This is a genomic window from Amycolatopsis sp. NPDC051372 (genome assembly GCF_040682095.1).
Taxonomy (GTDB): domain Bacteria; phylum Actinomycetota; class Actinomycetes; order Mycobacteriales; family Pseudonocardiaceae; genus Amycolatopsis.
In genome coordinates this window covers 54023-77751 of the sequence record NZ_JBFBAF010000007.1, presented here as the reverse complement: position 1 = coordinate 77751, position 23729 = coordinate 54023, and the positions used below count along the sequence as shown (strand labels likewise).

Sequence of the window (23729 nt, the reverse complement as noted above, 5' to 3'; positions counted from 1 at the left end):
GGTGACGAGTTCGTCCGTCGCACGACCCGACGAGGTGCGCCGGCACAACCGCACGACCCTGCTCCGCCTGCTGCACGTCGGCGGGCCGAGCACCCGGGCGACCCTGGCCGCGGAGCTGGGGCTCAACCGGAGCACGATCAAGACCCTCGTCGACGGGCTCGCGGAAGCGGGCGTCGTCGAGGAGAAGGTGCCGAGGCCGGGACGAGGGGCGGGCCGCCCCTCGCTCCTGGTCCTGCCCCAGCCGCACGCGGCGGTCGTGCTCGCGGTCGACCTTCAGGTCGAGCACGTGGCGATCGCGCTCGTGGGGCTGGGCGGCCAGATCCTCGGCCGCAACAGCTGGAACCTGCGCGGCCGGATGCGCGAGGCCGACGAAGTGATTACACACGTGATCGAGTCGGCCGCCGTGCTGGCCGGCGACCTCGGGGTAACGCCCGTGGCCGTCGGGGTGTCGGTGCCCGGGGTCGTGCGGCGCGCCGACGGCCACGTGCACGAGGCGCCGAACCTGCGCTGGACCGACGTCGCCCTCGGCGAGCGCCTGTCCAGCGTGCTGCGCATCCCCGTGCTGGTCGGCAACGACGCCGAACTCGGCGCCGTCGCCGAGCACCTGCGCGGCGCGGCCCGTGGATCGTCCGACGCCGTGTTCGTGTCCGCCGACGTCGGTGTCGGCGGCGGCGTCATCGCCCAGGGCTCGTCGCTGCGGGGCGGCGCGGGCTACGTCGGGGAGATCGGCCACATGGTCGTCCGCCCGGGCGGACGCGCCTGCTACTGCGGCAGCAGTGGCTGCTGGGAGACCGAGATCGGCGAGGCGGCCCTGTGCCGGGCCCTGGGACTGCCGGAGGACACCGCGCGGGGCGCGATCCTGTTCGAGCTGCGGGAGCTGGCCCGTGACCCCGAGGCGGCGCTCTCCCGGCTCGAGGAGTTCGCCGAGTGGCTCACGCTCGGGCTCGTCAACGTGGTCAACCTGCTGGGCCCGCAGCTCGTCGTGCTGGGCGACCTGCTCACGGTGCTGCCGGACTCGGTCATCCGCGCCGTGGCCGCCGAGGTCCGCCGGCGCAGCCTGGTGAGCCGGGCCGTCGGCGGGACGCGGATCGTGAGCTCGGCGCTGGGCGCGGACGTGAAGCTGCTGGGCGCCGCCGAGGTTGCGTTCGAGGTCGTCCTCGACACGGTCTAGGCAGTTTCGTGAAGGGCACCTTGCCGGACTCCGAGTCCCGCAAGGTGCCCTTCACGGACTTCCCGGCGATCGCCCACTGGGAATTGCCGGGTGTGGCGTTTGCCACTGAAGTGCCTGGTATTCGGTTTCGGTGCGGTTTCGGACCGGACAGGAATTGTCAATTCAGCACCCGGTGCAAAACGTGAAGTTGCAAGTGGCGAAGTCGCCGGGGTCTCGGTTTCACCGCGAATGGGTCTCGATACGCCGAAGGCGGCAGGTGCATCGGGCACCCGCCGCCTTCGGGCCGAGTCGTTCGTCTCGGCGTGGTCTTTCGAGACCCCTACTTCTGGATCTCCGCGGCCAGTTCCTTGAGCTTGGCCTCGTGCTCACGGGCGTGGTGCCCGCAGAAGAGCAGCTCACCTCCGGAGCTGAGGACGGCGCGTACCTGAGCCGCAGCCCCGCACCGGTCGCATCGGTCGGCGGCGGTCAATTCGGGGCGGGTGAGCGTGGGTGATGTCATGGGGGTCTCCCTCCGTCCCGGTACTGGTTACCCAGTACCTCGATCCAGCTACGCCCACTTCGGAAGTGATGCCCTCGGCGGGATCGCCTCCGGCTCCGCGGTGTTCGTGCTTCCACTGTTCCAGACGTTTCGCGGCCCGCAAGTGTTCCCGCACCGGTGGGACCTGTGTCACGCCGAATTACCCCAGTTGCCGTAGTCCCATCCCGCCCCTTAGGACAAGGGTGCCTCTGCGTAGTCGTTTTCCGAGGTCAGGCACCATGCGCGAGTGGGTTCTGTGCTATCCGGAAAACGTGCGACGGCCATTCCGGCCCCGGTCTTGTTCGTTCTCAGCGGAATTTCGATGTATGCCGGGGCGGCCATCGCGGTCGGGCTTTTCGGGCACGCCTCCCCCTCGGGGGTGGCCTGGCTGCGCTGCCTGGGCGCCGCCGTGGTGCTGCTCGCGTGGCGCCGGCCTGCCCGCGCTGCGTGGCGGGGCCGGCGGTTCCTGCTCGCCGCCGCGTTCGGCGTGGTCACCGCCGTCATGAACGTGGCCTTCTACGAGGCCATCGCCCGCCTTCCGCTCGGCACGGTCGTGGCGCTGGAGTTCGCCGGGCCCGTGGTCGTGGCGGCCGTGGGGTCGCGCACGCGCCGCGACCTCGGCGCGCTGGCGCTGGTGGCCGTCGGCGTCGTCGCGATCGCCGACGTGCGGCTGGAGGGCAGCGCGTCGGGCGTCGTGTTCGCTCTGGTCGCGGCGGCCGCGTGGGCCGGGTACATCGGGCTCGGCAAGCGCGTCGCGGTGGCCGGCGACGGCGTGGACAGCCTCGCGGTGGGATTCGCCGTGGCCACGGTCGTGCTCTCGCCCCTGGCGCTCGGCACCCGTGAGGTGTGGTCTTCGCCACGTATGCTGCTGTTCGGCATCGGCGTGGGCGTGCTGTCGACGGTGGTGCCCTACGTGCTCGACCAGTTCGTGCTGCGGCGCGTGGGCCGGGCCGGCTTCGCGGTGCTGCTGGCGCTGCTCCCGGTCACGGTCGGCGTAACGGGGTACGCGCTGCTCGCGCAGGTGCCGAGCCTGCCGGAGGCGCTGGGCACCCTCGCGGTGGTCGCCGGGGTCGCGCTGCGCCGCAGGGACGAGCCCGCGTTCGACGATGTCTCGCCGGAGCCGCGATACTGACCCGAACCCCGGAGGTGGCGATGACCAAGGCGGCGTCGGCGGTCGCGAAGGACCTGGCCTTGTCCGGGGTGGGCGGGGTGCACCTGTCCTGGGCCGACAACAACGGCATCCCGCGCTCGCGCATCGTGCCCATCCACGGCCTCGCGGGCGCCGCCGCCCGCGGCGTGGGCGCGACCTCGCTGTTCGCCGTGTTCGACAGCCACGACGCCATCACCTACGGCCACGCGGGCCTGGCGACGCCGTCCGGCGACATCCGGCTCGTGCCGGTGCTCGAACGCCTGCGCCGCCTCGCCGGCCAGCCCGCGCTCGCCTGGGCGCCCGCACGGCAGGTCGCCGCCGACGGCTCGCCGTGGCCCTACTGCCAGCGCTCGGTGCTGGAACGCCAGGTCGCCGAGGCCGGCCGGCGCGGGCTGGAGTTCCGCGCGGGCTACGAGCTCGAGTTCGCCGTGACGCCCGCCGGCAGCACCGACGTCGTCACGGCTCCCGGGCACCCCGGCCCCGCCTACAGCCCGCACGCGCTCGTCCGCCTCGACGCGTTCGTCGCCGCGCTGCTGCACGACTTCGCCGCCAACGGCCTGGAGATCGGTCAGCTGCACGCCGAGTACGGCGTGGCGCAGCTGGAGCTGTCGCTGGCGGCCACCGACCCCGTGTCGGCCGCGGACGACCAGCTCCTTGCCCGCCAGACCATCCACGCCGCCGCGCTCGCCCACGGCCTCGCCGTGAGCTTCGCGCCGCTGGTCAGCCTCGCGGCGGCCGGCAACGGCTGGCACCTGCACACCTCCGTGCGGCGCCGCGGCCGCAACCTGCTCGCGGGTGAGGGCCGCCCCGGCGATCTCGCCGGCGAAGGCGCCGCCTACCTCGGCGGCCTGCTGCGCGACCTGCCCGCCCTGACGGCCGTCACGGCCCCGAGCGTGCCCTCCACGCTGCGGCTGCGCCCGGGCTACTTCGCCGGCGCGTACGCGTTCTGGGGCGTGGAGAACCGCGAAGCGCCCTTGCGGTACGTGCCGGGCTCGGCCCTGCTCGGCCCGGACCACGCGAACGTCGAGCTCAAGGCTTCCGACGCGTCGGCCAACCCGTACCTCGCGCTGGCGGTCGTGCTGGCCGCCGGGATGGCCGGCATCGAGGACGGCGCCCCGCTGCCCGAGCCGATCGCCGAAGACCCGGGCGGCTGGACGGCGGGCGAGCGCGAGACCCGCGGCGTGCTGCCGCTGCCCGCGAACCCTGCCGAACAGGACGCGGCGCTCCTCGCGTCCCCCCGCGTGGCCGGCGTTCTCGGCGACGAGCTGCTGGGCGCGTTCCGCGCGGTCCGCGCATCGGACGCGGCGTGGGCCGCGGACCGCACGCCGGAGGAGATCGTCGCGGCCCACGCTTGGCGGTACTGACCGCGTGGCCGACGCGGAGCTCTCCGCCGTGCACTGGCTGCCCGGAGCCGCGCGCCTCATCGCCGAAGCGCGCGCCGAGCTGCCTCAGAAGGACGGGCTCTCGGCGGCCTTCGCGGCGCTGGCCGTGCTGCGGGCGGCCGGCTGCGCCGTGACCGACCAGGACGAGGTCGCGGTGGCGGCCGGCACCGTGCGCGCGCCGGGCGAACCGCCGGCCGGGGCGAAGAACCGGGACGTCTTCCGGCTTCCCGTCCCGTGCGACGCCGCCACAGCGGGTACTGAGCCGCAAGCGCTGGCCGCCGCCGTGGAAGCGTTGTCGGGCAAGCGGTTGCGGGTCGTCCCGGCGACAGGGGAGTGGTCCCCGCAAGCCTTGGTCGACCTGCTCGTGGCGCTGTGGGACCTGCCGCGAGTGGCGGTGCTCGCGCGGCTGGACCCGGCCGAACTGGGCTCGCCCGACACCCCGGAACGCGCGTTGCTCGACTACCTCCACACCGGCGTACCTCCCTTGTGGACGAACCGGTGGCGCCCGCCGGGCCACCACCACGTACTGGTGGCCGGCGTGCGGATCGGCGCCGAAGGCACGCTGCTGTCCGTTGTGGACACCTACGCCGTGCTGGGGGACAACGGGATCCACGACCAGCCGGCGGAATGGGTCACGGCGGCGCTGGCCGCCTCGGGAGTGCTGCTGCTCGTCGCGGACGCGGCCCACGCCGGCGAGCTCGCCGAAGCGGTCGCCGGCGCGGGCCTGCGGCCCGGCTTCGCCTAAGTGGTCGACCCGGCCCGGTTGCCCGGCGCGAGGCGGGAGTGCTTGCGGCCGTAGAAGAAGTAGATCAGCAGGCCCAGCACGAGCCACGCGGCGAAGCGGATCCAGGTGAGCACGTCGAGGTTCAGCATGAGGTAGAAGCACGCCACGGCGGCGATGATCGGCACCACGGGGGAGAACGGCACGCTGAACGGGCGCTTCAGGTCCGGGCGGCGCTTGCGCAGCACCGGCACGGCCAGCGCGACGATGATCATCGCCGAGAGGGCGCCGATGCTGACCATGTCCGACAGCGCGGAGATCGGCACGAACGCGGCGAGCGCCGCGATGAGGATGGCGCCCAGGATGGTCATGCGGTGCGGGGTGCCCCAGCGCGGGTGGGTGGTGCCGATGGCCTTGGGCAGCAGGCCGTCGCGGCCCATCGCGAAGCCGATGCGGCCGATGGTCACCAGCTCGACCATCATCACCGACGTCAGGCCGGTCACCGCGCCGAGCGAGATCAGCGCGCCGACCCAGTGCTGGCCGACGCTGTCGAACGCGGCCGCGAGCGGGGCGCCGGTGTCGATGTCGGTGAACGGGATCATGCCCGTGAGCACGATCGAGACGGCGATGTAGAGCACGGCGCACACGGCCAGCGCGCCGAGGATGCCCACGCGCAGGTCCTTGCGCGGGTTGATGGTCTCTTCGCCGAGGTTGGCCAGCGCCTCGAAACCGGTGTAAGCGAAGAACACCACAGCCGCCGCGGTCACGACACCCGCGATGCCGTACACGGATTGCTCGAGGCCGAGCGCGGCCTGCACCACCGGCTGTTCCAGTACGCCCGAGCCCCCCGAGGGCGGCTGCGCCGGCGGGATGAACGGCGTGAGGTTGGCGCCCTTGACGAAGAACACGCCCACCACGACGATCAGCACGCACACCGCGACCTTCACGCACACCAGCAGGTTGGTGAGCCACGCGGATTCCTTGATCCCCAACACGGCCACCACCGTCAGCACGGCGATGATGATCACCGCGCCGATGTTGACCTTCGCGTCCTCGCCGAACCACGTGGGCGACAACCCGAGCAGGTTCGCCAGGTACCCGGACCACCCGCGCGACACCACGGCGGCGCCGAGCGCGAACTCCAGCAGCAGGTCCCAGCCGATGATCCACGCGAACACCTCGCCGAGCGTGGCGAACGCGTAGGTGTAGGCACTGCCGGCCGTCGGCACGCTCGACGCCAGTTCGGCGTAGCAGAGCGCCGCGAGCCCGGCCACGATCGCGCCGATCACGAACGACAGCGTGACCGCCGGGCCGGCGTGGGTCTTGGCCTCGACGCCGGCGAGCGTGAAGATCCCGGTCCCGATGATGATGCCGACGCCGAACCCCACCAGGTCGCGTCCCCTGAGCCGCCGCTTCAGCTCGCCCGAGTCCTGGCGCTTCAGGACCTCGTCCACGTCCAACGTTCTCCGCACACCCATGGAAGAACGTTAGAAGCTCACGGGCCGGCCCGCAGATCGGCTGCTCGGCGCGGACTTCAGTCCAGTGCGAGCCCGGCTTCCTGCGCGAGGATCGCGGCGTGAGCGCAGGTCGAGTTTCGTGAGTACGCGCGACACATGCGTCTTCACCGTGGTCTCGCCGATGTGCAGGCGGGTGCCGATCTCGGCGTTGGACAGGCCGGCGCCGAGGCAGCCGAGCACCTCGCGTTCGCGGTCGGTGAGGTCGTCCAGACCCGAGGGCGTGGTGACAAGTTTTCCGGCCGACTGCGCGAACGCCGTGATGAGCTTGCGCGTCACCTGTGGGGCCAGCACCCCCTCGCCCGCGGCGACGAGCTTCACGGCCTCGATCAGCCGCGGCGCTTCGACAGACTTGAGCAGGAAACCCGCGGCACCGGCGCGCAGGGCGGCGTCCACGTACTCGTCGAGGTCGAACGTCGTGAGCACGAGGACCTGCGCCAGCCCTTCGGCGACGAATTCGCGCGTGGCGGTGATGCCGTCGGTGCCGGGCATGCGCACGTCCATCAGTACGACGTCGGGCCGCAGCGCTCGCGCCTGCCGGACCGCGGTGGCCCCGTCGGCGGCTTCGCCGACCACCTCGATGCCCTCGGCGTTGCCGAGGATCAGCCCGAGGCCCGCCCGGATCGCCCCGTGGTCGTCGGCCACCACCACCTTGACCGTCACGCGTGTCCCTCCACCAGCGGCAGTTCGGCGCGGACCACCCAGTCCGAGCCCGACGGGCCCGCGCTCAGCTTCCCTCCCACGGCACTCGCGCGTTCGCGCATGCTCAGCAGCCCGTGGCCCGTGCCACCGGTGCGCGCGGCCGCCGAGCGCAGCTCGTTGCCGATCTCGACGGTGAGTATGCCGCCGTCGCAGTGCAGGTCCACCACCACCCGCCCACCCGGCGCGTGCTTCACCGCGTTGGTGAGCGCTTCCTGCGCGATCCGGTACGCGGTGAGGTCGACCGCGGCGGGCAAGCCGGCGGAGGAGTCCACTGTGGATTCGACGACGACCTCCAATCCCGTGGCGCGCGCGGATTCCACGAGCCGCGACAGCTCGGCGAGCCGCGCGGGGGCGGTGGTCTCGTACTCGTCGTCGCCCGTTTCCGACGCGGCGCGCAGCAGGCCGATCATCGTGCGCATCTCATCGAGCGCGCTCACGCTGTTCTCGCGCACGGCCTCGAGCACCGCGCCGGACATCTTCGGGTCTTCGGCCATCGACAGCGCGGCCTCGGACTGGATCGCGATGGCCGAGAGGTGGCCCGCGATCACGTCGTGCAGATCGCGCGCCATCCGGGCCCGCTCGGCGGCCACGGCGGCGCGCCGGTCGAGCTCGGCGATCTTCGCCAGCTGCTCGGCGTTGGCGCGTTCGGTGGTGGCGATGTCGCGCTGCTGGCGCACGTTCGCCGCCCACCACACCGGCACCAGCAGGAACGGCAGGATCCCGAGCGCGCCGATCACGGCCACGCGCCACTGCGCGGACACGGCCAGCGCGGCGACCAGCACGGCCAGCGCGGCCGTGGCCGCCACGCCGATCATCACCCGGCTCATGCGGCGCGACCCGTAGAGCGTTGCCGCGTACAGGAAGTCGGTGTACACGGCCACGACCGGCAGGGACGGGCCCAGCACCAGGTCGACCGCGAGCACACCCGTGGCCAGCAGCAGGCCGCCCGGCACCCAGCGGCGCAGGAACGACAGGCCGCAAAGCGCCGCGAGCTCCACCAGCCGCACCCACAGCCCGAAGTGGTCGGGGCCGGGGATCAGGCGGTAGACGTCGGTGAGGTACAGCGCGAGGCCCACGACGAAGACGAACAGGCCGATGAGGCCGTCCTGCTGCCACGGGGGCAGCTCCCGGGGCTTGAACAGGGCCGGCGCGCGGGTTCCTCGCAGCGGCACGACCCCATGGAAGCACAAGGGCCACTGGCGGTCGTCCTACTAAGTGATGACCCCCCGATCGTGCTCTTCACCGATTCTTCCCAGGCAAGATCGCGAGACATTAGGGGCATGCACGGTATCGGGAACTACCTCGTCGACAACCCGGCGACCTTGTTCATCGTCGGTGGTGAAGTGGCCTTCTGGGTCGTCCTCGTGGGCGGCCTGGTGGCGCGCTACCCGCTGAAGCTGAAGAAGGTCAGCACTGTGCTGCTGGCCGCCGTGCCCGTGATCGACCTGGTGGTGCTCGTCGCCACCGTCGTCGACCTCGCGCGCGGCACCACCCCGAACCTCTCGCACGGCCTCGCCGCCGTGTACCTGGGCTTCAGCATCGTGTTCGGCCCGAGCATGGTCCGCTGGGCCGACGTGCGCTTCGCCCACCGTTTCGCCGGCGGCCCGCCGCTCGCGCCGAAGCTGCGGGGCAAGGCGAAGGTCCGCCACGAGTGGCGTGAGTGGTACAAGTGCGTGCTGGCCTGTGTGATCGCCGCGGTGCTGCTGCTCGCCGCGATCTTCCTGATCGGCCGCCCGGGCCAGGTCGGGCCGCTGTGGGAGTGGCTGCCGCGCCTCGGCGGTCTCGTGGGCATCTGGCTCTTTGCCGGCCCGCTGTGGACCGAGCTGTTCGGCAAGAAGGACGAGGCGAGCAAGCAGAAGGTGACCTCGTGATCGAGCTCCTCGGTCTCCTGCTCGTGATCCAGGGGGCCGGCGGGCTCATCAACCGGCTCGCCGGCTCCACGAACCCGAGCTGGTTCGTGCAGCTGCACCTGCTGCCCCCGCAGCTGCACATCGCGGCCAGCGCAGTGCTGCTCGCGGTGGGAGCGGCCGTCCTGTTCGCCGGACAGGCTCGCAAACGCCGGCGCGATCACCTGTGACGCGGCTTACACTGGACGCGTGGCCGACGCGACCGGCAGCGTGGCCGGGCCTCTCGTCCTCTTCGCCGTGGTCAGCATCGCCCCCTCGGCGCTCTTCTGGTGCGCGCTGCGCGTGCCCACCCTCTACCGCTGGCTGCATGACCGCCGCCGCGAACAGCTCCAGCCGGCTGGCCCGCCCGTCGAGCGCCTCTCCGCGGACCTGCGACGGGTGCACCGCGTGCTCGCGTCGTACCCGCCCGGCACTCCGGCGGCCCGCCGCATCGGCACCCGCCAGGCCTACGACGAGCTGCTGCAGACGGCCTGCCGCGCGGTCGACGTCGAGCACCGGCTCGAGTCGCTGCCCGAGGGCATCGACCGCGATCTCGAACGGCTGCGCATCGAGGAGTTGCTGAGGCGCGAGGGCCTGGCGGTGCCCTGAGCGGAAGGGGTGCGGCTCGTGATCAGGTGCCGCTGACGGGGCTGCCAGGATGAGCCCATGGACTTCCGCCCCCTCGACCGCCCCATCGGGGCGTTCCAGCAGCAGCTCGGCCCCGAGCAGATCGAAGCGGTGTGCGAGCGCGTGTTCGGGCCCGCCACCGTGGTCCGCGCCGCGATCGAGCTGGGCTGGGGCGGCTACAACACGACCTACCGCGTGGAGCTCGCCGACGGGCCGGTGATCCTGCGCGTGGCCCCCGAGCCTGCGCGCCAGGCGCGGACCGAGTGGCAGTTCATGCGCAACGAGTACATCGCCGCGCCCTACTTCGCGCCCATCGCGCACCTGCTGCCGCGCACGATCGCGGCCGACTTCACCCACGAGGTGGTCCCGCGCGACTACGTGGTGCAGGCCGTGCTCGCCGGCCGCGCCGGGCCCGACGTCCTGCCGAGCCACCCACCCGCCGAGCGCGGGCCGTTCTTCCGCGAGCTGGGCCGCCTGACGCGCCTCGTGCACGACGTGCGCGGGCCCGGCTTCGGCCCGGTCGCGGGGCCGCACTTCGCCACGTGGAGCGAAGCGCTGGTCGCCTTCTTCGCCGACAACGCGCTCGACTTGGAGGACCTCGGCCTCGACGCCGCCGACGTGCGGGAGATCGGCAAGCTCGCCGCCCGCGACTCGGCGCTGCTCGACGAGGTCACCGAACCGCGCCTGCTCCACGGTGACCTGTGGACGGTGAACGTGATGCTCGCCGACGACCTCCGCGTCACCGGCGTCTACGACCACGACCGCAGCTGGTGGGGCGACCCGGCGGCCGACTGGCCGATCCGCATGGCGCTGGCCAAACCCGGCACGGAGCGGGACACGTTCTGGGAGGCCTACGGCCCGCTCGACACCTCACCCGAGGCCCGGCGGCGGATGCTCTACTACCGCGCCCGCCACCTCGGCGCGCTGCGGCTGGAGCGCCACCGCCTCGACCAGGCGGACAAGCTCGCGGACTCCTACGACGAGTTGGCCGCCGTCCTCGCAGAGCTGGGCTCAGACTGACGGGTCGGAGCCGCGCAGCGCGGCCCACCAGAACCCGAACGCGGCGACGAGCACGGTGACCACGAGCCACCCGCTGAAGCCGCTGCCGTCGACGAAAGCCCAGAACGCGCCGACGACGGGGGCGACGGCCAGCACCGGGAGGTCGGCGCGGAACTGGCGGGCCAGCGACACCGGGCGCGCCGCGGCGAGCGCGCGTTCTTCGTCGGGCTCGACGGGGTTGTCGGTGCGGCGGCCGCGCGGCTCGGTGGCCCGCACGGAGCCGGCCGAGTACAGCAGCTCGTCGCCCACCTCGACGGCGACAAGCCGGTCGCGGCGCACGTCGCCGCGCACCACGACCTTCGTCGGCGCGGGCAGGCCGATCAGGGTGGGGGAGAAGTACACCGGGATCCAGCGCGGTGACGCCGTCTCGGTTTCGAGCCAGGACCGCGTGAGCAGACCGCGTTGCACCTTCACCCGTCGCACCGGGATCGGTGCCGTCGACGCCGCGGCTCGCGCGGGCCGGATGAAGCGTGTGAAGAGCAGCAAAAGATCGACCGCCAGCACCGCCGCGGCCGCGACCACGGTCACGGTGGCGTAGGTTGTCGCGCGGTCGGCGGTCACGATCGGGGTCGCGTCGCGGATCAGCGCGCGGGACGGCTGCGCGGGGTCGTACAGCACGGGCACGCTCGTGCCGGTTTTCGGCGCCGAGCTGTCCAGCGCGACATCGGCCGTGGTGAGAGACCCGCCGGCCACCGGGAAGCGCACGGTCGCCGAGCCTTCGCCGCCGCGCACCACCGTGCCCGTGGCCTGCGCCGTGATGCCCCGGACGTCGGCCTGCGCGTGGGAGAACTCCAGCAGCTGCAACACGAACACGGCCGCGCACACGAGCAGCACCACGCCGCTCGTCACGAGGACGTGGCGCACCGGGCGCAACCGCAGGAAACTCCGCATGAGTGCCACCTTAGGTGTCTACAAAGGAAAGAGCGGCGCGGGCCGGGGCCCGCGCCGCTCTCCCGGGGGTACAGCGTTACTTCACGAAGCCGATCTTGGTGTAGTCGTACGGGTTGTTCGCGTAGCCCGGCGAACCGAAGTTCGCCAGCGTCTTGCGCACGGCGAACGCACCCGGCGACTGGAAGATCGGGAGCTGGTGGCCCAGGGCCCAGATCTCCTTGTCGGCGGCGTTGATGTCCGCGGCCCGCTTCGTGTCGTCCAGTTCCTGCGCCGCGGTGTCGAGCAGCTGGTTCAGTTTGTCGTCACCGATGCGGCCGTAGTTCTGGTTGATGTTCTTCGGGTCGAGGTAGTAAATGCCCTTGCTGCCGCCGATCGGGAACGAGTTCGACAGCCAGCGGAACAGCGTCAGGTCGAAGTTGCCGACGTTGACGTAGTTCTTGAAGAACTCGGTGCTCGGCACGGCCTGGATGTCCAGCCCGACACCGATCGCCTTCAGCTCCGACTGCATGATCTGGCCGGTCTGCTGGCTGATCGGCGTTGCCGAGGGGATCACCAGACGCAGCTTGAGCTGCTTGCCGTCCTTGGCGCGCAGGTCACCGGACTGCTTCCAGCCCAGCTTGTCGAGCTCGGCCTTCGCGGCGGTCGCGTCGAACTTGTAGGGCGCCGAGTTGTCCTCGTAGGTCTTGGAGCCCTTGAGGTACAGGTGGTTGCCGATCGGCGTGGTGTCCTTCTGCATCTGGCCGAGGATCGCCTTGCTGATCGAGACCGTGTCGATGCCCTTCATGATCGCCACGCGCAGATCCTTGTCGGCCAGGATCGAGCTCGGCGCGCCGTTGAACGTCACGTGCGTGTAGTCCGGGTTGTTGGACTGGCGGATGACCGTGTTCGGGTCCGACTGCGCACGCTTGAACGCGTTGATGTCGTTGTTCAGGTTGTAGAAGTCGATCTGGCCGTTGGCGAAGGCGTCCGGCAGCGCGGCGCGCTCCACGACCTTGTAGGTCACGGTGTCCAGCTTCGGCTTCGGGCCCCACCAGTTCGGGTCACGCTCGAAAACCGCGGTCTTGCCGGTCTGGTCGATGCTCTTGACCTTGAACGGGCCCGCGGTGATCGCCGGCTTCTGGGCCCAGGACTTGTTGAAGGTGTCCGGGTCGGCGTTCAGCTCCTTCGGGTACAGCGGGCTGAACAGCGACTTCCACTCCGCGAACTTCTTCGCGAAGGTGATCTTCACGTCCTGGTCGTCGGTGCCCTTCTCGACCTTGGCGATGTCCTCGTAGCCGGTCGTGCCCGACACCTGGTAGGCGGGGTTCTTGCCGTTGAGCACGTTGGCCTGCGCGGCGTAGTCCTCCCACGAGAACTGCCGGCCGTTGCTCCACTTGGCCTTCGGGTTGATCTTCAGCTCGACCACCTGCGGGTCGGTGCTGATGACCTCGGCCGAGGTGAGGTAGCTCGGGTCCACGCCCACCGTCGCGTCCGCGTTCTGCGGGAACGGGTAAGGGATGATGGCGCCGAACATCCAGGCGCCGTCGGCGACCGTGCCGTCGACCTCGTCGTAGTTCCAGTTGTCCGGCAGCTGGTCGACCGGCCACTTGAAGTCGCCGCCGTCCTTGAGCTGGTCGAGCGGCATCGCGTTGATGTCCGCGGACTTGACCTGCTGGGTGCCGGCGTCCTGCAGTCCGCTGTTACCACTGCTGGAGGAGCCGCCGCCGCAAGCGGCGAGCAGGAGCCCCAGAGCGGCAACGGGAGCCACGAGTGCGGCCATTCTCCGTCGCATCATATTTGCCTTTCTTTCCCTGTGTGCCAACGGATGCGTGGCTACACGACTTCGCGGGTCTTGGCGTAGTGGCAGGCGACGTCGTGGTCGTCCGCGCGCGACTCGCGCGGCGGCTCGACGTCGATGCACTTCTGCTTGTCCTGTTCGGACAGTTGCGAGAACACGAAACAGCGCGTGCGGAACCGGCAGCCCGACGGCGGGTTCGCCGGGCTGGGCAGGTCGCCGGTGAGGATGATCCGGGTCCGCTCGCGTTCCTTGATCGGGTCCGGGATCGGGATCGCGGACAGCAGCGCCTGCGTGTACGGGTGCTGCGGCGCGTCGAAGACCGTCTCCACGTCGCCGATCTCGACGATCTTGCCGAGGTACATCACGGCCACGCGGTCGGCGATGTGCCGGATCACCGAGAGGTCGTGGGCCACGAACAAGTACGACAGGCCGAGCTTCGCCTTCAGCTCGTCGAGCAGGTTGATCACGCCGGCCTGGATCGACACGTCCAGCGCGGACACCGGTTCGTCGAGCACGATCAGCTTCGGCTCGAGCGCGAGCGCCCGGGCGATGCCGATGCGCTGGCGCTGCCCGCCGGAGAACTCCGCCGGGTACCGGTCGGCGTGCTCCGCGCGCAGCCCCACGAGCCCGAGCAGCTCAGGCACGCGTTTGGCGATGTGCGCCTTGCCGTAGCCGTGGGTCACCATCGGCTCGGCGATGATGTCGCCGATCGGCAGCCGCGGGTCGAGCGCGGCCATCGGGTCCTGGAACACCACCTGCAGGTCGCGCCGGATCTCCTTGCGCCCCTTGCCGTTCAGCTTCGCGACGTCCCGGCCGAGCACCGCCACCGACCCGTTCTGGGGGGCGGCCAACTCGAGGATCTCCATCAGCGTGGTCGACTTGCCACAGCCGGACTCGCCGACCAGGCCCAGTGTCTCGCCCTCGACGATGTCGAAGCTGACGCCGTCGACCGCCTTGACCACACCGGCCTTGCGCTTGAGCACCGCGCCCTTGGTGATCTGGTAGTGCTTCCGCAGGTCCTGCACGTCGAGCACGGTGGTGCGCTGCGTGCGCGGCAGCTTCGCGACCGCCGCCTCCTCGATCACCTCGGCGCCGTAGACCTCGGCCGCGTCGGCCTTGGGGCCGGCCAGCTCCTCGGTGCGGATGCAGGCGGCTCGGTGCGTGGTGTCGACCGGAGCGTTCGGGTTGCCCGGCGTGATCGTGAACAGTTCGGGCTCGGCCTGGTGGCACGCGTCGATCGCCAGCGGGCAGCGCGGCGCGAACGGGCAGCCCGAGGGCAGGTTCACCAGCGAGGGTGGCTGGCCCTCGATCGGCACCAGCGGCTGCTTCTCGTGCGCGTCGACGCGGGGGATCGAGCCCAGCAGGCCCAGCGTGTACGGCATCCGCGGCTGGGCGTAGATGGTCTCGACCGGGCCCTGCTCCACGGCGCGCCCGGCGTACATGACCATCAGGCGGTCGGCGAACCCGGCGACCACGCCGAGGTCGTGGGTGATGATCACGATGCCGGCGCCGGTCACCTCCTGCGCGGTCTTCAGCACTTCCAGCACCTGGGCCTGCACGGTGACGTCGAGCGCGGTGGTCGGCTCGTCGGCGATGATCAGGTCCGGGTCGTTGGCGATCGCGATCGCGATCACCGCGCGCTGGCGCATGCCGCCGGAGAACTCGTGCGGGAACGCCTTGGCGCGCGCGGCGGCGTTCGGGATGCCGACGAGGTCGAGCAGCTCCACTGCCCGGTTGTTGGCCTGCTGCTTGGACATCGAGCCCTTGGCGTGCACCAGCAGTGCTTCGGCGATCTGCGCGCCCACGGTGTACACGGGTGTCAGCGCCGAGAGCGGGTCCTGGAAGACCATCGAGATCTTCTTGCCGCGCAGCTTGGACAGCTCGGTGTCGGACTTGCCGATGAGCTCGCTGCCCTGGAACCGGATGGAGCCGGAGATGCGCGCCTGCGGCGGGAGCAGGCCCATGACCGCGAGTGACGACACCGACTTGCCGGAACCGGACTCGCCGACGATGCCCAGCACCTCGCCGGCCGCGACCTGGTAGGAGAGCCCGCGGACCGCGTGCACGCGGCCGGATTCGGACGGGAACGACACGTCGAGGTCGGAGACCTCCAGGACCGTGCCGGTGGGCTTCTCGGTCTCCGCGCCCAGTGCGAGCGAGGCGGTCATGCTGTGGCTCCTGTGGTGCTGGGGGACTTCGTTTTTTCGGCGATGCGCTTGCGCTCCTTGCGCCGCGACCGCGACGAAGAAGGATCGAGCGCGTCGCGCAGGCCGTCACCCGCGTAGTTCACCGCGAGCACGGTGACCACGAGGAAGCCCGCCGGGATGTAGAACAGCCAGGGGAAGGTGCGCACCGCGTCGGTACCGCTCGCGATGAGCGTGCCGAGCGAGACGTCGGGCGACTGCACGCCGAACCCGAAGAACGACAGCGAGGTCTCGGTGATGATCGCGACGCCGACGTTGATCGTCGCGTCGATGATCAGCAGCGAGGCCATGTTCGGCACGATGTGCTTGGCGATGATCCGCCACGACGGCTGGCCCATGAACCTCGCGGCCTTCACGAACTCGCGTTCGCGCAACGTCAGCGTCATACCGCGCACGATGCGGGCGGTGATCATCCACTGGAACAGTGCGATCAGGCCGACCAGGATCAGCCACGTCTTGCCGCGGAAGGCGGGCGAGAGGATCGAGATGATCAGGAACGGCGGCAGGATCAGCAGCAGGTCCACGACCCACATGGCGATGCGGTCGGTCCAGCCGCCGAAGTAACCGGCGGCCGCGCCGACGATCGAGGCGACGCCGGTGGAGAACAGCGCGGCCAGCAGGCCGATCGTGAGCGACTTCTGCAGCCCGCGCATGGTCTGCGCGAACATGTCGCCGCCGATCTGGTTCGTGCCGAACCAGTGGTTCCCGTCCGGCGGCAGCAGGTTCGACAGCGGGTCGAGCTCGTCGTACGACCACGGCGAGTACCAGGTGTAGGTGAAGGCCAGCACGTAGAACAGCACGATCACGGCCAGCGAGATGACCGCGAGCTTGTTGCGCAGGAAGCGGCGCAGCACGAGCTTGCCGCGGCTGGAGGACCTGCTTTCGGCATCGCTGCGCGGGTCGACCGCCAGCACGGCGGAGTCGGCGATGTCGGCCTCGTTCACGGGAGCGGCCATCAGATCCTCACCCTCGGGTCGAGCGCGGCGTAGAGCACGTCGGCCAGCCACCCGGCCAGCAGCACGCAGATCGCGATGAACAGCGTCACGGTCGCGACGATGTTGGTGTCCTGCTTCTGGATCCCGGTCACCAGCCAGTCGCCCATGCCGTACCAGCCGAAGATCCGCTCGGTGAAGATGCCGCCCGTGATGAGCAGGCCGAAGCCGAACGCGAACAGCGTCGCCATCGGGATCAGCGCCGTGCGCAGGCCGTGCTTGAACAGCGCGCGCCGGCGGGTGAGGCCCTTCGCCTGTGCAGTGCGCAGGAAGTCGGAGCCGAGCACGTCGAGCATTGCCGAACGCTGGTAGCGGCTGTAGTACGCGACCTGCGTCAGCACGATCGCCAGTGTCGGCACGATGATGTGCTGCAACCGGTCTAGCAGCACGTCGCCGAAACTGCCGTCGATGCCGCTCGTCTCGCCCTGCACGATGAAGAACTGGTACCCGCCGAGCAGGTTGTCGTTCACCGACTGGGCGCCCGCCTTGAGGATCGTGGCGATCACGAAGACCGGGGTGGACAGCACGACGAACGAGAACGTGGTGGCCACGTAGTCGCTCACCTTGTACTGCCGGATCGCGCTCACCACACCGACGAGCACGCCGATGATGATGCCGATCGTGATGCCCAGCAAGAACAGCCGAAGGCTCACGCCGGCACGGCGGAAGAGCTCGTCGGTGATCGGCTGGTCGGCGACCGTGCGACCGAAGTTCCCCTGCAGCACTCCGCCGAGCCAGGTGAAGAAGCGCTCGGGGATGGGCTGGTTCAGGTAGAGCTCGGCCGCCTTGGCGTCGATAGTGGACTGCGGAGCCGGTGGGTTCCGCAGCTTCAGCGCGTCGAGCGGGCTGAAAGCCAGCGACGCCAAGGAAAAGGCTGCGAAGGTGGCGACCAGGCACAATGCCACGTAGTTGACGAGGCGGCGGAGGAGGAAGCCGATCACGATTTCCTCGATTCACCGGGAACGGAGGTTCCACTCCGTACCGACGGCCACGCCTGACTCTCGCCCGATTGAGTTTTCGTCGAAAACACTAGCCGGTGCTGCCTTCCGAATGCTGCTGACGCTCGTTGTCGGCGCAGCATAATCCGGAGAAGGCCCTCCGATCTTCGTTCCCAGGCAACCAAATAATCACGATTTCCGCCGCAGGCACGTGAAGGACCGACTTTCGGCTGTTGCGGTGGGCGGGGCCAGCGAGGTATTCACTACCTGCGGCTCGTCGCGGTGGGTGTGTGGGCGAATACCGCGGATCACGTTCCGGAAATGTTTCCGAGGGCGGACGGAAATGCTGCGAACGGCTGCGGAACGCCGGAAACGGACATACCGGTCATGGTTTGGACCTCTGTGCCTGCCGGCGACCCGCCGACAGAGGTCCAGTCCTCTGCTTCGGCCCTTCTTCGTCCACAGTGGCCGGTCGAGCCAGCGCTTGATCGGAGCATGCCCGATCGATCAGTTCCCGGTTGATCAGTGCCCAGCGGATCTTCGCGCACAGCAAAGAACCCCGTCACCGGATTCCGGTGACGGGGTTCCTCGTCGAGACCGAGCGATCAGTCCAGGTAGTCCCGGAGGACCTGGGACCGCGACGGGTGCCGCAGCTTCGACATCGTCTTCGACTCGATCTGGCGGATACGCTCACGCGTGACGCCGTAGACCTGACCGATCTCGTCGAGCGTGCGGGGCTGGCCGTCGGTGAGGCCGAAGCGCAGCCGGACCACGCCCGCCTCGCGCTCGGACAGCGTCTGCAGCACCGACTGGAGCTGGTCCTGCAGCAGCGTGAACGACACCGCGTCGACCGCGACGACCGCTTCGGAGTCTTCGATGAAGTCACCGAGCTGCGAGTCGCCCTCGTCGCCGATGGTCTGGTCCAGCGAGATCGGCTCACGCGCGTACTGCTGGATCTCCAGGACCTTCTCCGGCGAGATGTCCATCTCCTTGGCGAGCTCCTCGGGCGTCGGCTCGCGGCCGAGGTCCTGCAGGAGTTCGCGCTGTATACGGCCGAGCTTGTTGATGACCTCGACCATGTGCACCGGGATGCGGATGGTGCGGGCCTGGTCGGCCATCGCGCGGGTGATCGCCTGGCGGATCCACCACGTGGCGTACGTCGAGAACTTGTAGCCCTTGGTGTAGTCGAACTTCTCCACCGCGCGGATCAGGCCGAGGTTGCCTTCCTGGATGAGGTCCAGGAACGCCATGCCGCGGCCCGTGTAGCGCTTGGCCAGGGAGACCACCAGCCGGAGGTTCGCCTCGAGCAGGTGGTTCTTGGCGCGCTCGCCGTCGCGCACGATCCACTTGAGATCGCGGCGCATCTGGGTGACGAGCTTCTCGCCCTCCTCCTCGGCGGTGCGCACGCGCTCGGCGGCGTAGAGCCCCGCCTCGATGCGCTTGGCGAGCTCCACCTCCTCCTCGGCGTTGAGCAGCGCGACCTTGCCGATCTGCTTGAGGTAGGCGCGCACCGAGTCGGCCGAAGCGGTGAGCTCGGCGTCCTTGCGCGCCTGGCGCAGCGCCTCGGACTCCTCCTCGTCCCAGACGAAGTCGGGGTTGTCCGAGGCGGACTTCGGCCCCTTCTCGGCGGCTGCGTTGCTACGGCGGCGCGCGGCGGGCGTCTCCGTCTCCTCGGCTTCTTCTTCCGAGTCGTCGGAGTCGTCTTCGGCGACCTCGTCGTTGACCGTCTCGTCGACGACGTCGACCTCGACCTCTTCCAGGTCGGACAGGTCCGGGCTGTCGAGTTCGGCCTCGTCGAGGTCGGCCGGGCCGTCCGGGTCGCCGTCTTCGGTCTTGGACCCCTTGGTGGTGGCCTTCTTGGCCGGCGCCTTTTTGGCCGGAGCCTTCTTCGCGCCGGCAGACCTGGTGGCGGTCTTGGGTTTCGCCGCGCCGGTGGCTGCCTCGTCGGCCGGCTCGCCGGCTGCGGTCGCTGTCTTCGTCCCGCTTCGGGTTGCGGTTCTTGCGGCTGCCACTTACGCCCTTTCGCAGCGGTCGATCATGACGAGCCGAGGTATCGCCACCTCGGCTGCCTCACATTCGGGGAACACGCCTCGGCCTGCGGTTTTCACTCCCGCAGCCGTGGGCCGCCTTCCATTGTAACGACGGCCGGGCAGTGCGTCGCGAAGCGATCACCCTCCGGCCTGCCGCACGGTACCCGCACGTGACCTTCCCGTGACCCGCGCGTAGGTTTCACGGCCGTTCACGGGCGGGTCCGGGTCAGTGCGCGATGCCCTCGACCGCAGCCGCGGCGGCGCCGACGATGCCCGCGTTGTTCTGCAACGAAGCCACGATCACCGGGGTCCGGACGTCCAGCAGCGGCACCCACTTCTCCGCCTTCTTGCTCACGCCGCCGCCGACGATGAACAGATCCGGCCAGATCAGGTTCTCCAGCACGGTCAAGTAACGGTGTACCCGCTTGGCCCACTGGTGGTAGCTCAGGCCCTCGTTGTCCTTCACCGACGCCGCGGCGCGCTTCTCCGCGTCGTGGCCGTCGACCTCGAGGTGGCCGAACTCGGTGTTGGGCACGAGCTTGCCGTCGTGGAACACGGCGCTGCCGATGCCGGTGCCGAAGGTCAGCAGCGCGGTGACGCCGGTGCGCGCGGCCTCGTCGCCGAACCGGATCTCGGCCACGCCGGCCGCGTCGGCGTCGTTGAGCATCGCCACGTCCGCGACGCTCTTGCCGAGCCGCTTGGCGAACAGCGCGTCGGCGTCCGTGCCGATCCAGGCGTGGTCGATGTTGGCCGCGGTGTGCGCGACCCCCTTCTTGACCACCGCCGGCAGCGTCACGCCGACCGGTCCGTCCCACTCCGCGATGCGCACGATCTCGGCCACCACGTCCGCGACGGCTTCGGGCGTCGACGGCTGCGGCGTCTCGATCCGGTGTCGCTCGCCGATGAGCTGTCCCGTTTCCAAATCGACCAGCGCGCCCTTGATCCCGCTGCCGCCGATGTCGATTCCGAAACCTCGGGTCGCCGTCACTGACGTGGTCCCTTCTCGCACGATTCAGAAGTCTGCTTCGGAGACTTTAACCGGATGTGGTGACATGTCGGACGTGGGAGCTGACGAGTCGTTGCTGAAAAGCGTTGCGGAGCAGGTGGCGGTCGAGGCGGCCGGGCTGGTGCGGGCGGCCTGGACCGCCATGCAGGCGGGCGGCGTGGTCCGCGTGGACACCAAGTCGGCGGACACCGACGTGGTCACCGCGATCGACAAGGAGTCCGAGGAGCTGGTGCGCGAGCGGCTGGCCGAGCTGCGCCCGGGCGAACCGGTGCTGGGGGAGGAGGGCGGCGGCGCCACGGCAGGGTCCGGCGTGACGTGGGTGGTGGACCCGATCGACGGGACCGTGAACTTCCTCTACGGGCTGCCGGCGTTCGCGGTGTCGCTGGCCGCGCAGGTCGACGGGGTGTCGGTGGCCGGCGCGGTCGTGGAACCCGTCAGCGGCCGTCGCTGGACGGCCGCGCGGGGCCAGGGCGCCTGGCTCGACGGCCGGCGCCTGTCGGCGTCCTCGCCGACGCGCCTGGACCTGTCACTGGTGGGCACCGGGTTCGCCTACGCGCGCGACCGTCGCGTGCGTCAAGGCGCACTCGCGGGCGAGCTGCTCGGGCACGTGCGGGACATCCGCCGCGGCGGAGCGGCCTCGCTGGAGCTGTGCGCGGTCGGCGCGGGCTGGCTCGACGCGTACTTCGAGCACGGCCTGCACCGCTGGGACTGGGCCGCCGGGGCGCTCGTCGCGGCCGAAGCCGGCGCGACGATCCTCCTGCCGGGCTCGGCACCCGACCTGGGCGAGGACGTGACCTTCGCGGCGGCGCCCGGCATCGCGGAGCCGCTGCGGCAGGTGCTGGCCTCGCTGGACGCCAAGAGCGTCTGACGCCCGCCCTGGACCCCCGCCCGGGGGTCCAGGGTCAGCAGGCGACGTCGCGGGCCGCGGCGAGCAGCGTCTGGTCGATCACGGGCGCGCCGGGGCCCGAGGACTGCTCGTTGCCGCCCCCGCCCTGGTGGGACTTGGACCAGTCGGCGAGCTTCTGGAGGATCTGGCGCGCCTCCGGGCGCGGGCGGACGTCGTCGAAGAGGGTGCCGGTGACGAGGTCGACGCTGGCGTCCTTGCGGTTGTCGCGCACGAGCTCGGCGCACGGCACCACGAGGCTCACCGTGCGGGCGGCCGCGGCGCCGTTCTCGCCGTAGCGGATCTGGCCGCGGCACTTGGCGTCGCCCTTGGGGTAGGCCGGGTCGTTGGCCGGGTCGCCGATGGCGGTGAAGCCGAGCTCGCGCAGGGCCGTGGTCGTGATGCCGCCCTGGCCGCGCGTGGTGCTGGCGTTGAGGACCTTCAGCGCCACCTTGTCGGGCGGCACGGGGGAGCGGTCGTCGAGGCCGTTGTGGGCCACGGTCGTGTAAGTGGTGCCCGGAGGCGGAGCGGGGGCCGGCGTGCAGAGCACGGCCTCGTCGACGTCCCCTCGGCCGACCACGGCGTTCACCCACACGAACACCGCGCCGAGGGCGAGCACCCCGATCACGATGAGCGCGGGCAGCGGCCGGTGCTTGCGATAGGGCCGCGCACCACGGTCCCCCGAGACGTTCCCCGACGCCACCTGCCCCGTCCCTTCCCGAACGCGGAAACCCCGTCCGCGGACCCCGCCCCGCAGGACCCCACAACCCCGTGGCGCCGCGCGCCCCAGTCGATGTCGTCCCCCGGTGTCGTCCCCGGTGTACCAGGCGACACTGTGAGGGCCGCCGTAGCCGCCCAGCCTAGGCGTTCCGCGCCGCGCCCGGTGGCGCGGGTCACCCTGCGCCCGCCCCGTCCCCGCCGAGGCCGGGCCGCGAATCCCCGGTCCGCTGATCGCACCACGGAGACCTCCGCGGGAGCAAGCGGACAACGCTGCCGGGTGATCTTCGCGACCCGTGGGCAACCTCAACGGACGTCACCCGTCTCACCTGCGGATTCCCCCTGTCGGGTGACGAAATTCAAGCAATGCGCGACTCGGTGCGGAGCTCGGCGAACGGTGAGCTACCCTTCCCGGGCTCCGGCCGCAGGAAGAGGGGCACCTGGCTGAGACCTCGGTCACTGCGGGCGCCGGGCACAAACAGGGGCCCTGGAACGTTGACCAGCGGCACGACCGGCTCACGGGCACGCCCGGGGGACCGGAAGAACAAGACAAGCTGATTCGCAGGGGTGAGGGACACATGGCTACCGACTACGACGCTCCGCGCCGCAGCGAAGCCGACGAGCTGGCCGAAGACTCGTTGGAGGAGCTGAAGGCCCGGCGGAACGAGAACCAGTCCGGCGTCGTCGACGTCGACGAGGACGCGAACGCCGAGAACTTCGAGCTTCCTGGTGCCGACCTTTCCGGGCTTTCCGGTGAGGACATGACCGTGAAGGTCGTGCCGAAACAGGCTGACGAGTTCACCTGCTCGGTCTGCTTCCTGGTGCACCACCGCAGCAGGCTCGCCGAAGACAACGGCGGCCGGCTGATCTGTCGCGACTGCGCCTGAGCACAGCCTGCGCCTGACGGCGTACGGGGATCTCGTACAGGACTTCAGGGAACAGGTTTTTCAGGGGAAACACAGTCGCGGCGGTCCGGGGAAGCTCGCTCGCGAGCTGGGTAAGGGGGTCGGCTTACCAGGCCGGCCCCCTTCCGCGTCCGCGGGACCGGTTCCGCGGAACTCAGGCGCGTTCGCTCAGGAACGGGCGCGCAGCAGTTCGGCGACGCGCTTCGGCTTGCGCGTGCTGAACAGCCAGTACGGCGTGGGGTCGGCCGGATCCGTGAGCTGCACGCGGACCGCCGGGCCCACCCAGCCGCGGTGCAGGACGAACGCGGCCGGGTCGCCGTCGCGCCCGAGCGCGCGACGCTTGTCGTCCTTCTCGAGGATCTCGACCACACCGGCGAAGCGCAGCGGCAGGTGCGCGTCGCCGACCCACAGCTCCGGCTCGTCACCGCCCGTCACCCGCACGCGCGAGCGGCCGAGCGACAGCACGAGCGCGCCCATGACCACGACGGCGATGGGCAGCGGGATCCACACCGGGATCGAGGGGTACCCGAGGTGGATCTCCACGCCGAGCAGGATCGCGCCGAGCATCGGCAGCGGCCAGCCCCACCACGGCACGTACAGCCGTTCGGAGTGCGCCAGTCCGCGCTTCACGGCGGTGTTCACGGTGTCAGCCACGCG

General features: G+C 70.6%; 22 protein-coding genes and 1 pseudogene. 10 read left to right on the top strand and 13 right to left on the bottom strand.

Annotation, left to right across the window (positions count from 1 at the left end; all coding sequences use genetic code 11):
* Position 1 precedes the first annotated feature (1 nt).
* Positions 2 to 1171, top strand: a complete 1170-nt coding sequence (locus AB0M56_RS12745; protein WP_364174398.1) for an ROK family transcriptional regulator — start codon at positions 2 to 4, stop codon at positions 1169 to 1171.
* 319 nt (positions 1172 to 1490) lie between these two features.
* Here the strand turns inward: AB0M56_RS12745 and AB0M56_RS12740 are convergent, their stop codons facing one another.
* On the bottom strand, positions 1491 to 1670 hold the full coding sequence (locus tag AB0M56_RS12740; protein ID WP_204090267.1) for a hypothetical protein: 180 nt from the start codon (positions 1668 to 1670) through the stop codon (positions 1491 to 1493).
* A gap of 340 nt (positions 1671 to 2010) precedes the next feature.
* Here AB0M56_RS12740 and AB0M56_RS12735 point away from each other — a divergent pair, with 340 nt between their 5' ends.
* The 3 genes from AB0M56_RS12735 to AB0M56_RS12725 are packed head-to-tail and all read left to right on the top strand — an operon-like array spanning position 2011 to position 4965.
* Positions 2011 to 2820, top strand: coding sequence for an EamA family transporter (locus AB0M56_RS12735; RefSeq protein WP_364174395.1), 810 nt, complete (start codon positions 2011 to 2013; stop codon positions 2818 to 2820).
* A gap of 20 nt (positions 2821 to 2840) precedes the next feature.
* Positions 2841 to 4202, top strand: a complete 1362-nt coding sequence (locus AB0M56_RS12730) for a glutamine synthetase family protein (RefSeq protein ID WP_364174392.1) — start codon at positions 2841 to 2843, stop codon at positions 4200 to 4202.
* Between the two features lie 4 nt (positions 4203 to 4206).
* Positions 4207 to 4965: a hypothetical protein gene (locus AB0M56_RS12725; protein WP_364174389.1), complete on the top strand. Its 759-nt coding sequence runs from the start codon at positions 4207 to 4209 to the stop codon at positions 4963 to 4965.
* Here AB0M56_RS12725 and AB0M56_RS12720 read toward each other — a convergent pair.
* The 3 genes and pseudogenes from AB0M56_RS12720 to AB0M56_RS12710 form a co-directional block, all read right to left on the bottom strand.
* Positions 4962 to 6419 carry an amino acid permease gene (locus AB0M56_RS12720; RefSeq protein ID WP_364174386.1) on the bottom strand — a complete coding sequence of 486 codons (1458 nt, stop codon included), beginning with the start codon at positions 6417 to 6419 and terminating at the stop codon, positions 4962 to 4964. The genes AB0M56_RS12725 and AB0M56_RS12720 overlap by 4 nt on opposite strands.
* A 56-nt stretch (positions 6420 to 6475) precedes the next feature.
* Positions 6476 to 7118: pseudogene (locus AB0M56_RS12715) on the bottom strand (response regulator transcription factor).
* The gene (locus tag AB0M56_RS12710) at positions 7115 to 8329 is read right to left on the bottom strand and encodes a histidine kinase (RefSeq protein ID WP_364174383.1); all 1215 of its coding nucleotides are present in this window, start codon (positions 8327 to 8329) and stop codon (positions 7115 to 7117) included. Before AB0M56_RS12710 ends, AB0M56_RS12715 begins: the two are co-directional and overlap by 4 nt.
* A 108-nt stretch (positions 8330 to 8437) precedes the next feature.
* On the opposite strand from AB0M56_RS12710, the gene AB0M56_RS12705 reads away from it, so the two are divergent.
* From AB0M56_RS12705 to AB0M56_RS12690, 4 genes are read left to right on the top strand one after another with little or no spacing between them, the layout of a single operon-like run.
* A complete protein-coding gene (locus AB0M56_RS12705) occupies positions 8438 to 9028 on the top strand; it encodes a hypothetical protein (RefSeq protein WP_364174380.1) in 591 nt (196 codons plus the stop codon).
* Complete coding sequence (locus AB0M56_RS12700; protein ID WP_364174377.1) at positions 9025 to 9234, top strand: hypothetical protein; 210 nt, start codon at positions 9025 to 9027, stop codon at positions 9232 to 9234. The genes AB0M56_RS12705 and AB0M56_RS12700 overlap by 4 nt, the downstream gene beginning before the upstream one ends.
* 19 nt (positions 9235 to 9253) lie before the next feature.
* The gene (locus AB0M56_RS12695; protein ID WP_364174375.1) at positions 9254 to 9652 is read left to right on the top strand and encodes a hypothetical protein; all 399 of its coding nucleotides are present in this window, start codon (positions 9254 to 9256) and stop codon (positions 9650 to 9652) included.
* Between the two features lie 57 nt (positions 9653 to 9709).
* Entirely contained in the window at positions 9710 to 10690 is a 981-nt protein-coding gene (locus AB0M56_RS12690; RefSeq protein WP_364174372.1) for an aminoglycoside phosphotransferase family protein, read from the top strand.
* Here AB0M56_RS12690 and AB0M56_RS12685 read toward each other — a convergent pair.
* The 7 genes from AB0M56_RS12685 to ppgK all read right to left on the bottom strand — a co-directional run bounded on the left by AB0M56_RS12685 (position 10682) and on the right by ppgK (position 20549).
* The gene (locus AB0M56_RS12685; protein WP_364174369.1) at positions 10682 to 11620 is read right to left on the bottom strand and encodes a DUF3592 domain-containing protein; all 939 of its coding nucleotides are present in this window, start codon (positions 11618 to 11620) and stop codon (positions 10682 to 10684) included. The genes AB0M56_RS12690 and AB0M56_RS12685 overlap by 9 nt on opposite strands.
* Before the next feature lie 76 nt (positions 11621 to 11696).
* Positions 11697 to 13379 carry an ABC transporter family substrate-binding protein gene (locus AB0M56_RS12680; protein ID WP_364174366.1) on the bottom strand — a complete coding sequence of 561 codons (1683 nt, stop codon included), beginning with the start codon at positions 13377 to 13379 and terminating at the stop codon, positions 11697 to 11699.
* 53 nt (positions 13380 to 13432) lie between these two features.
* Complete coding sequence (locus tag AB0M56_RS12675) at positions 13433 to 15565, bottom strand: ABC transporter ATP-binding protein (RefSeq protein WP_364174363.1); 2133 nt, start codon at positions 15563 to 15565, stop codon at positions 13433 to 13435.
* Positions 15562 to 16557 (bottom strand): ABC transporter permease, encoded by a 996-nt coding sequence (locus AB0M56_RS12670; RefSeq protein ID WP_364174360.1) that lies wholly within the window; start codon positions 16555 to 16557, stop codon positions 15562 to 15564. Before AB0M56_RS12670 ends, AB0M56_RS12675 begins: the two co-directional genes overlap by 4 nt.
* Complete coding sequence (locus AB0M56_RS12665; protein WP_220238333.1) at positions 16557 to 17534, bottom strand: ABC transporter permease; 978 nt, start codon at positions 17532 to 17534, stop codon at positions 16557 to 16559. Before AB0M56_RS12665 ends, AB0M56_RS12670 begins: the two co-directional genes overlap by 1 nt.
* A gap of 602 nt (positions 17535 to 18136) precedes the next feature.
* Complete coding sequence (locus AB0M56_RS12660) at positions 18137 to 19543, bottom strand: RNA polymerase sigma factor (RefSeq protein ID WP_364174357.1); 1407 nt, start codon at positions 19541 to 19543, stop codon at positions 18137 to 18139.
* A gap of 244 nt (positions 19544 to 19787) precedes the next feature.
* A complete protein-coding gene (gene ppgK, locus AB0M56_RS12655; protein WP_364174354.1) occupies positions 19788 to 20549 on the bottom strand; it encodes a polyphosphate--glucose phosphotransferase in 762 nt (253 codons plus the stop codon).
* A 64-nt stretch (positions 20550 to 20613) separates the two neighbouring features.
* Here ppgK and AB0M56_RS12650 point away from each other — a divergent pair, with 64 nt between their 5' ends.
* Complete coding sequence (locus AB0M56_RS12650) at positions 20614 to 21435, top strand: inositol monophosphatase family protein (RefSeq protein ID WP_364174351.1); 822 nt, start codon at positions 20614 to 20616, stop codon at positions 21433 to 21435.
* A 34-nt stretch (positions 21436 to 21469) separates the two neighbouring features.
* On the opposite strand, the gene cei is transcribed toward AB0M56_RS12650, so the two are convergent.
* Entirely contained in the window at positions 21470 to 22153 is a 684-nt protein-coding gene (gene cei / locus AB0M56_RS12645) for an envelope integrity protein Cei (RefSeq protein ID WP_364174348.1), read from the bottom strand.
* Positions 22154 to 22745: 592 nt separating this feature from the next.
* On the opposite strand from cei, the gene AB0M56_RS12640 reads away from it, so the two are divergent.
* Positions 22746 to 23054, top strand: coding sequence for a DUF4193 domain-containing protein (locus AB0M56_RS12640; RefSeq protein WP_204090248.1), 309 nt, complete (start codon positions 22746 to 22748; stop codon positions 23052 to 23054).
* Between the two features lie 186 nt (positions 23055 to 23240).
* Here the strand turns inward: AB0M56_RS12640 and AB0M56_RS12635 are convergent, their stop codons facing one another.
* Positions 23241 to 23726, bottom strand: a complete 486-nt coding sequence (locus AB0M56_RS12635; RefSeq protein ID WP_364174345.1) for a DUF3093 domain-containing protein — start codon at positions 23724 to 23726, stop codon at positions 23241 to 23243.
* Positions 23727 to 23729: the final 3 nt, after the last annotated feature.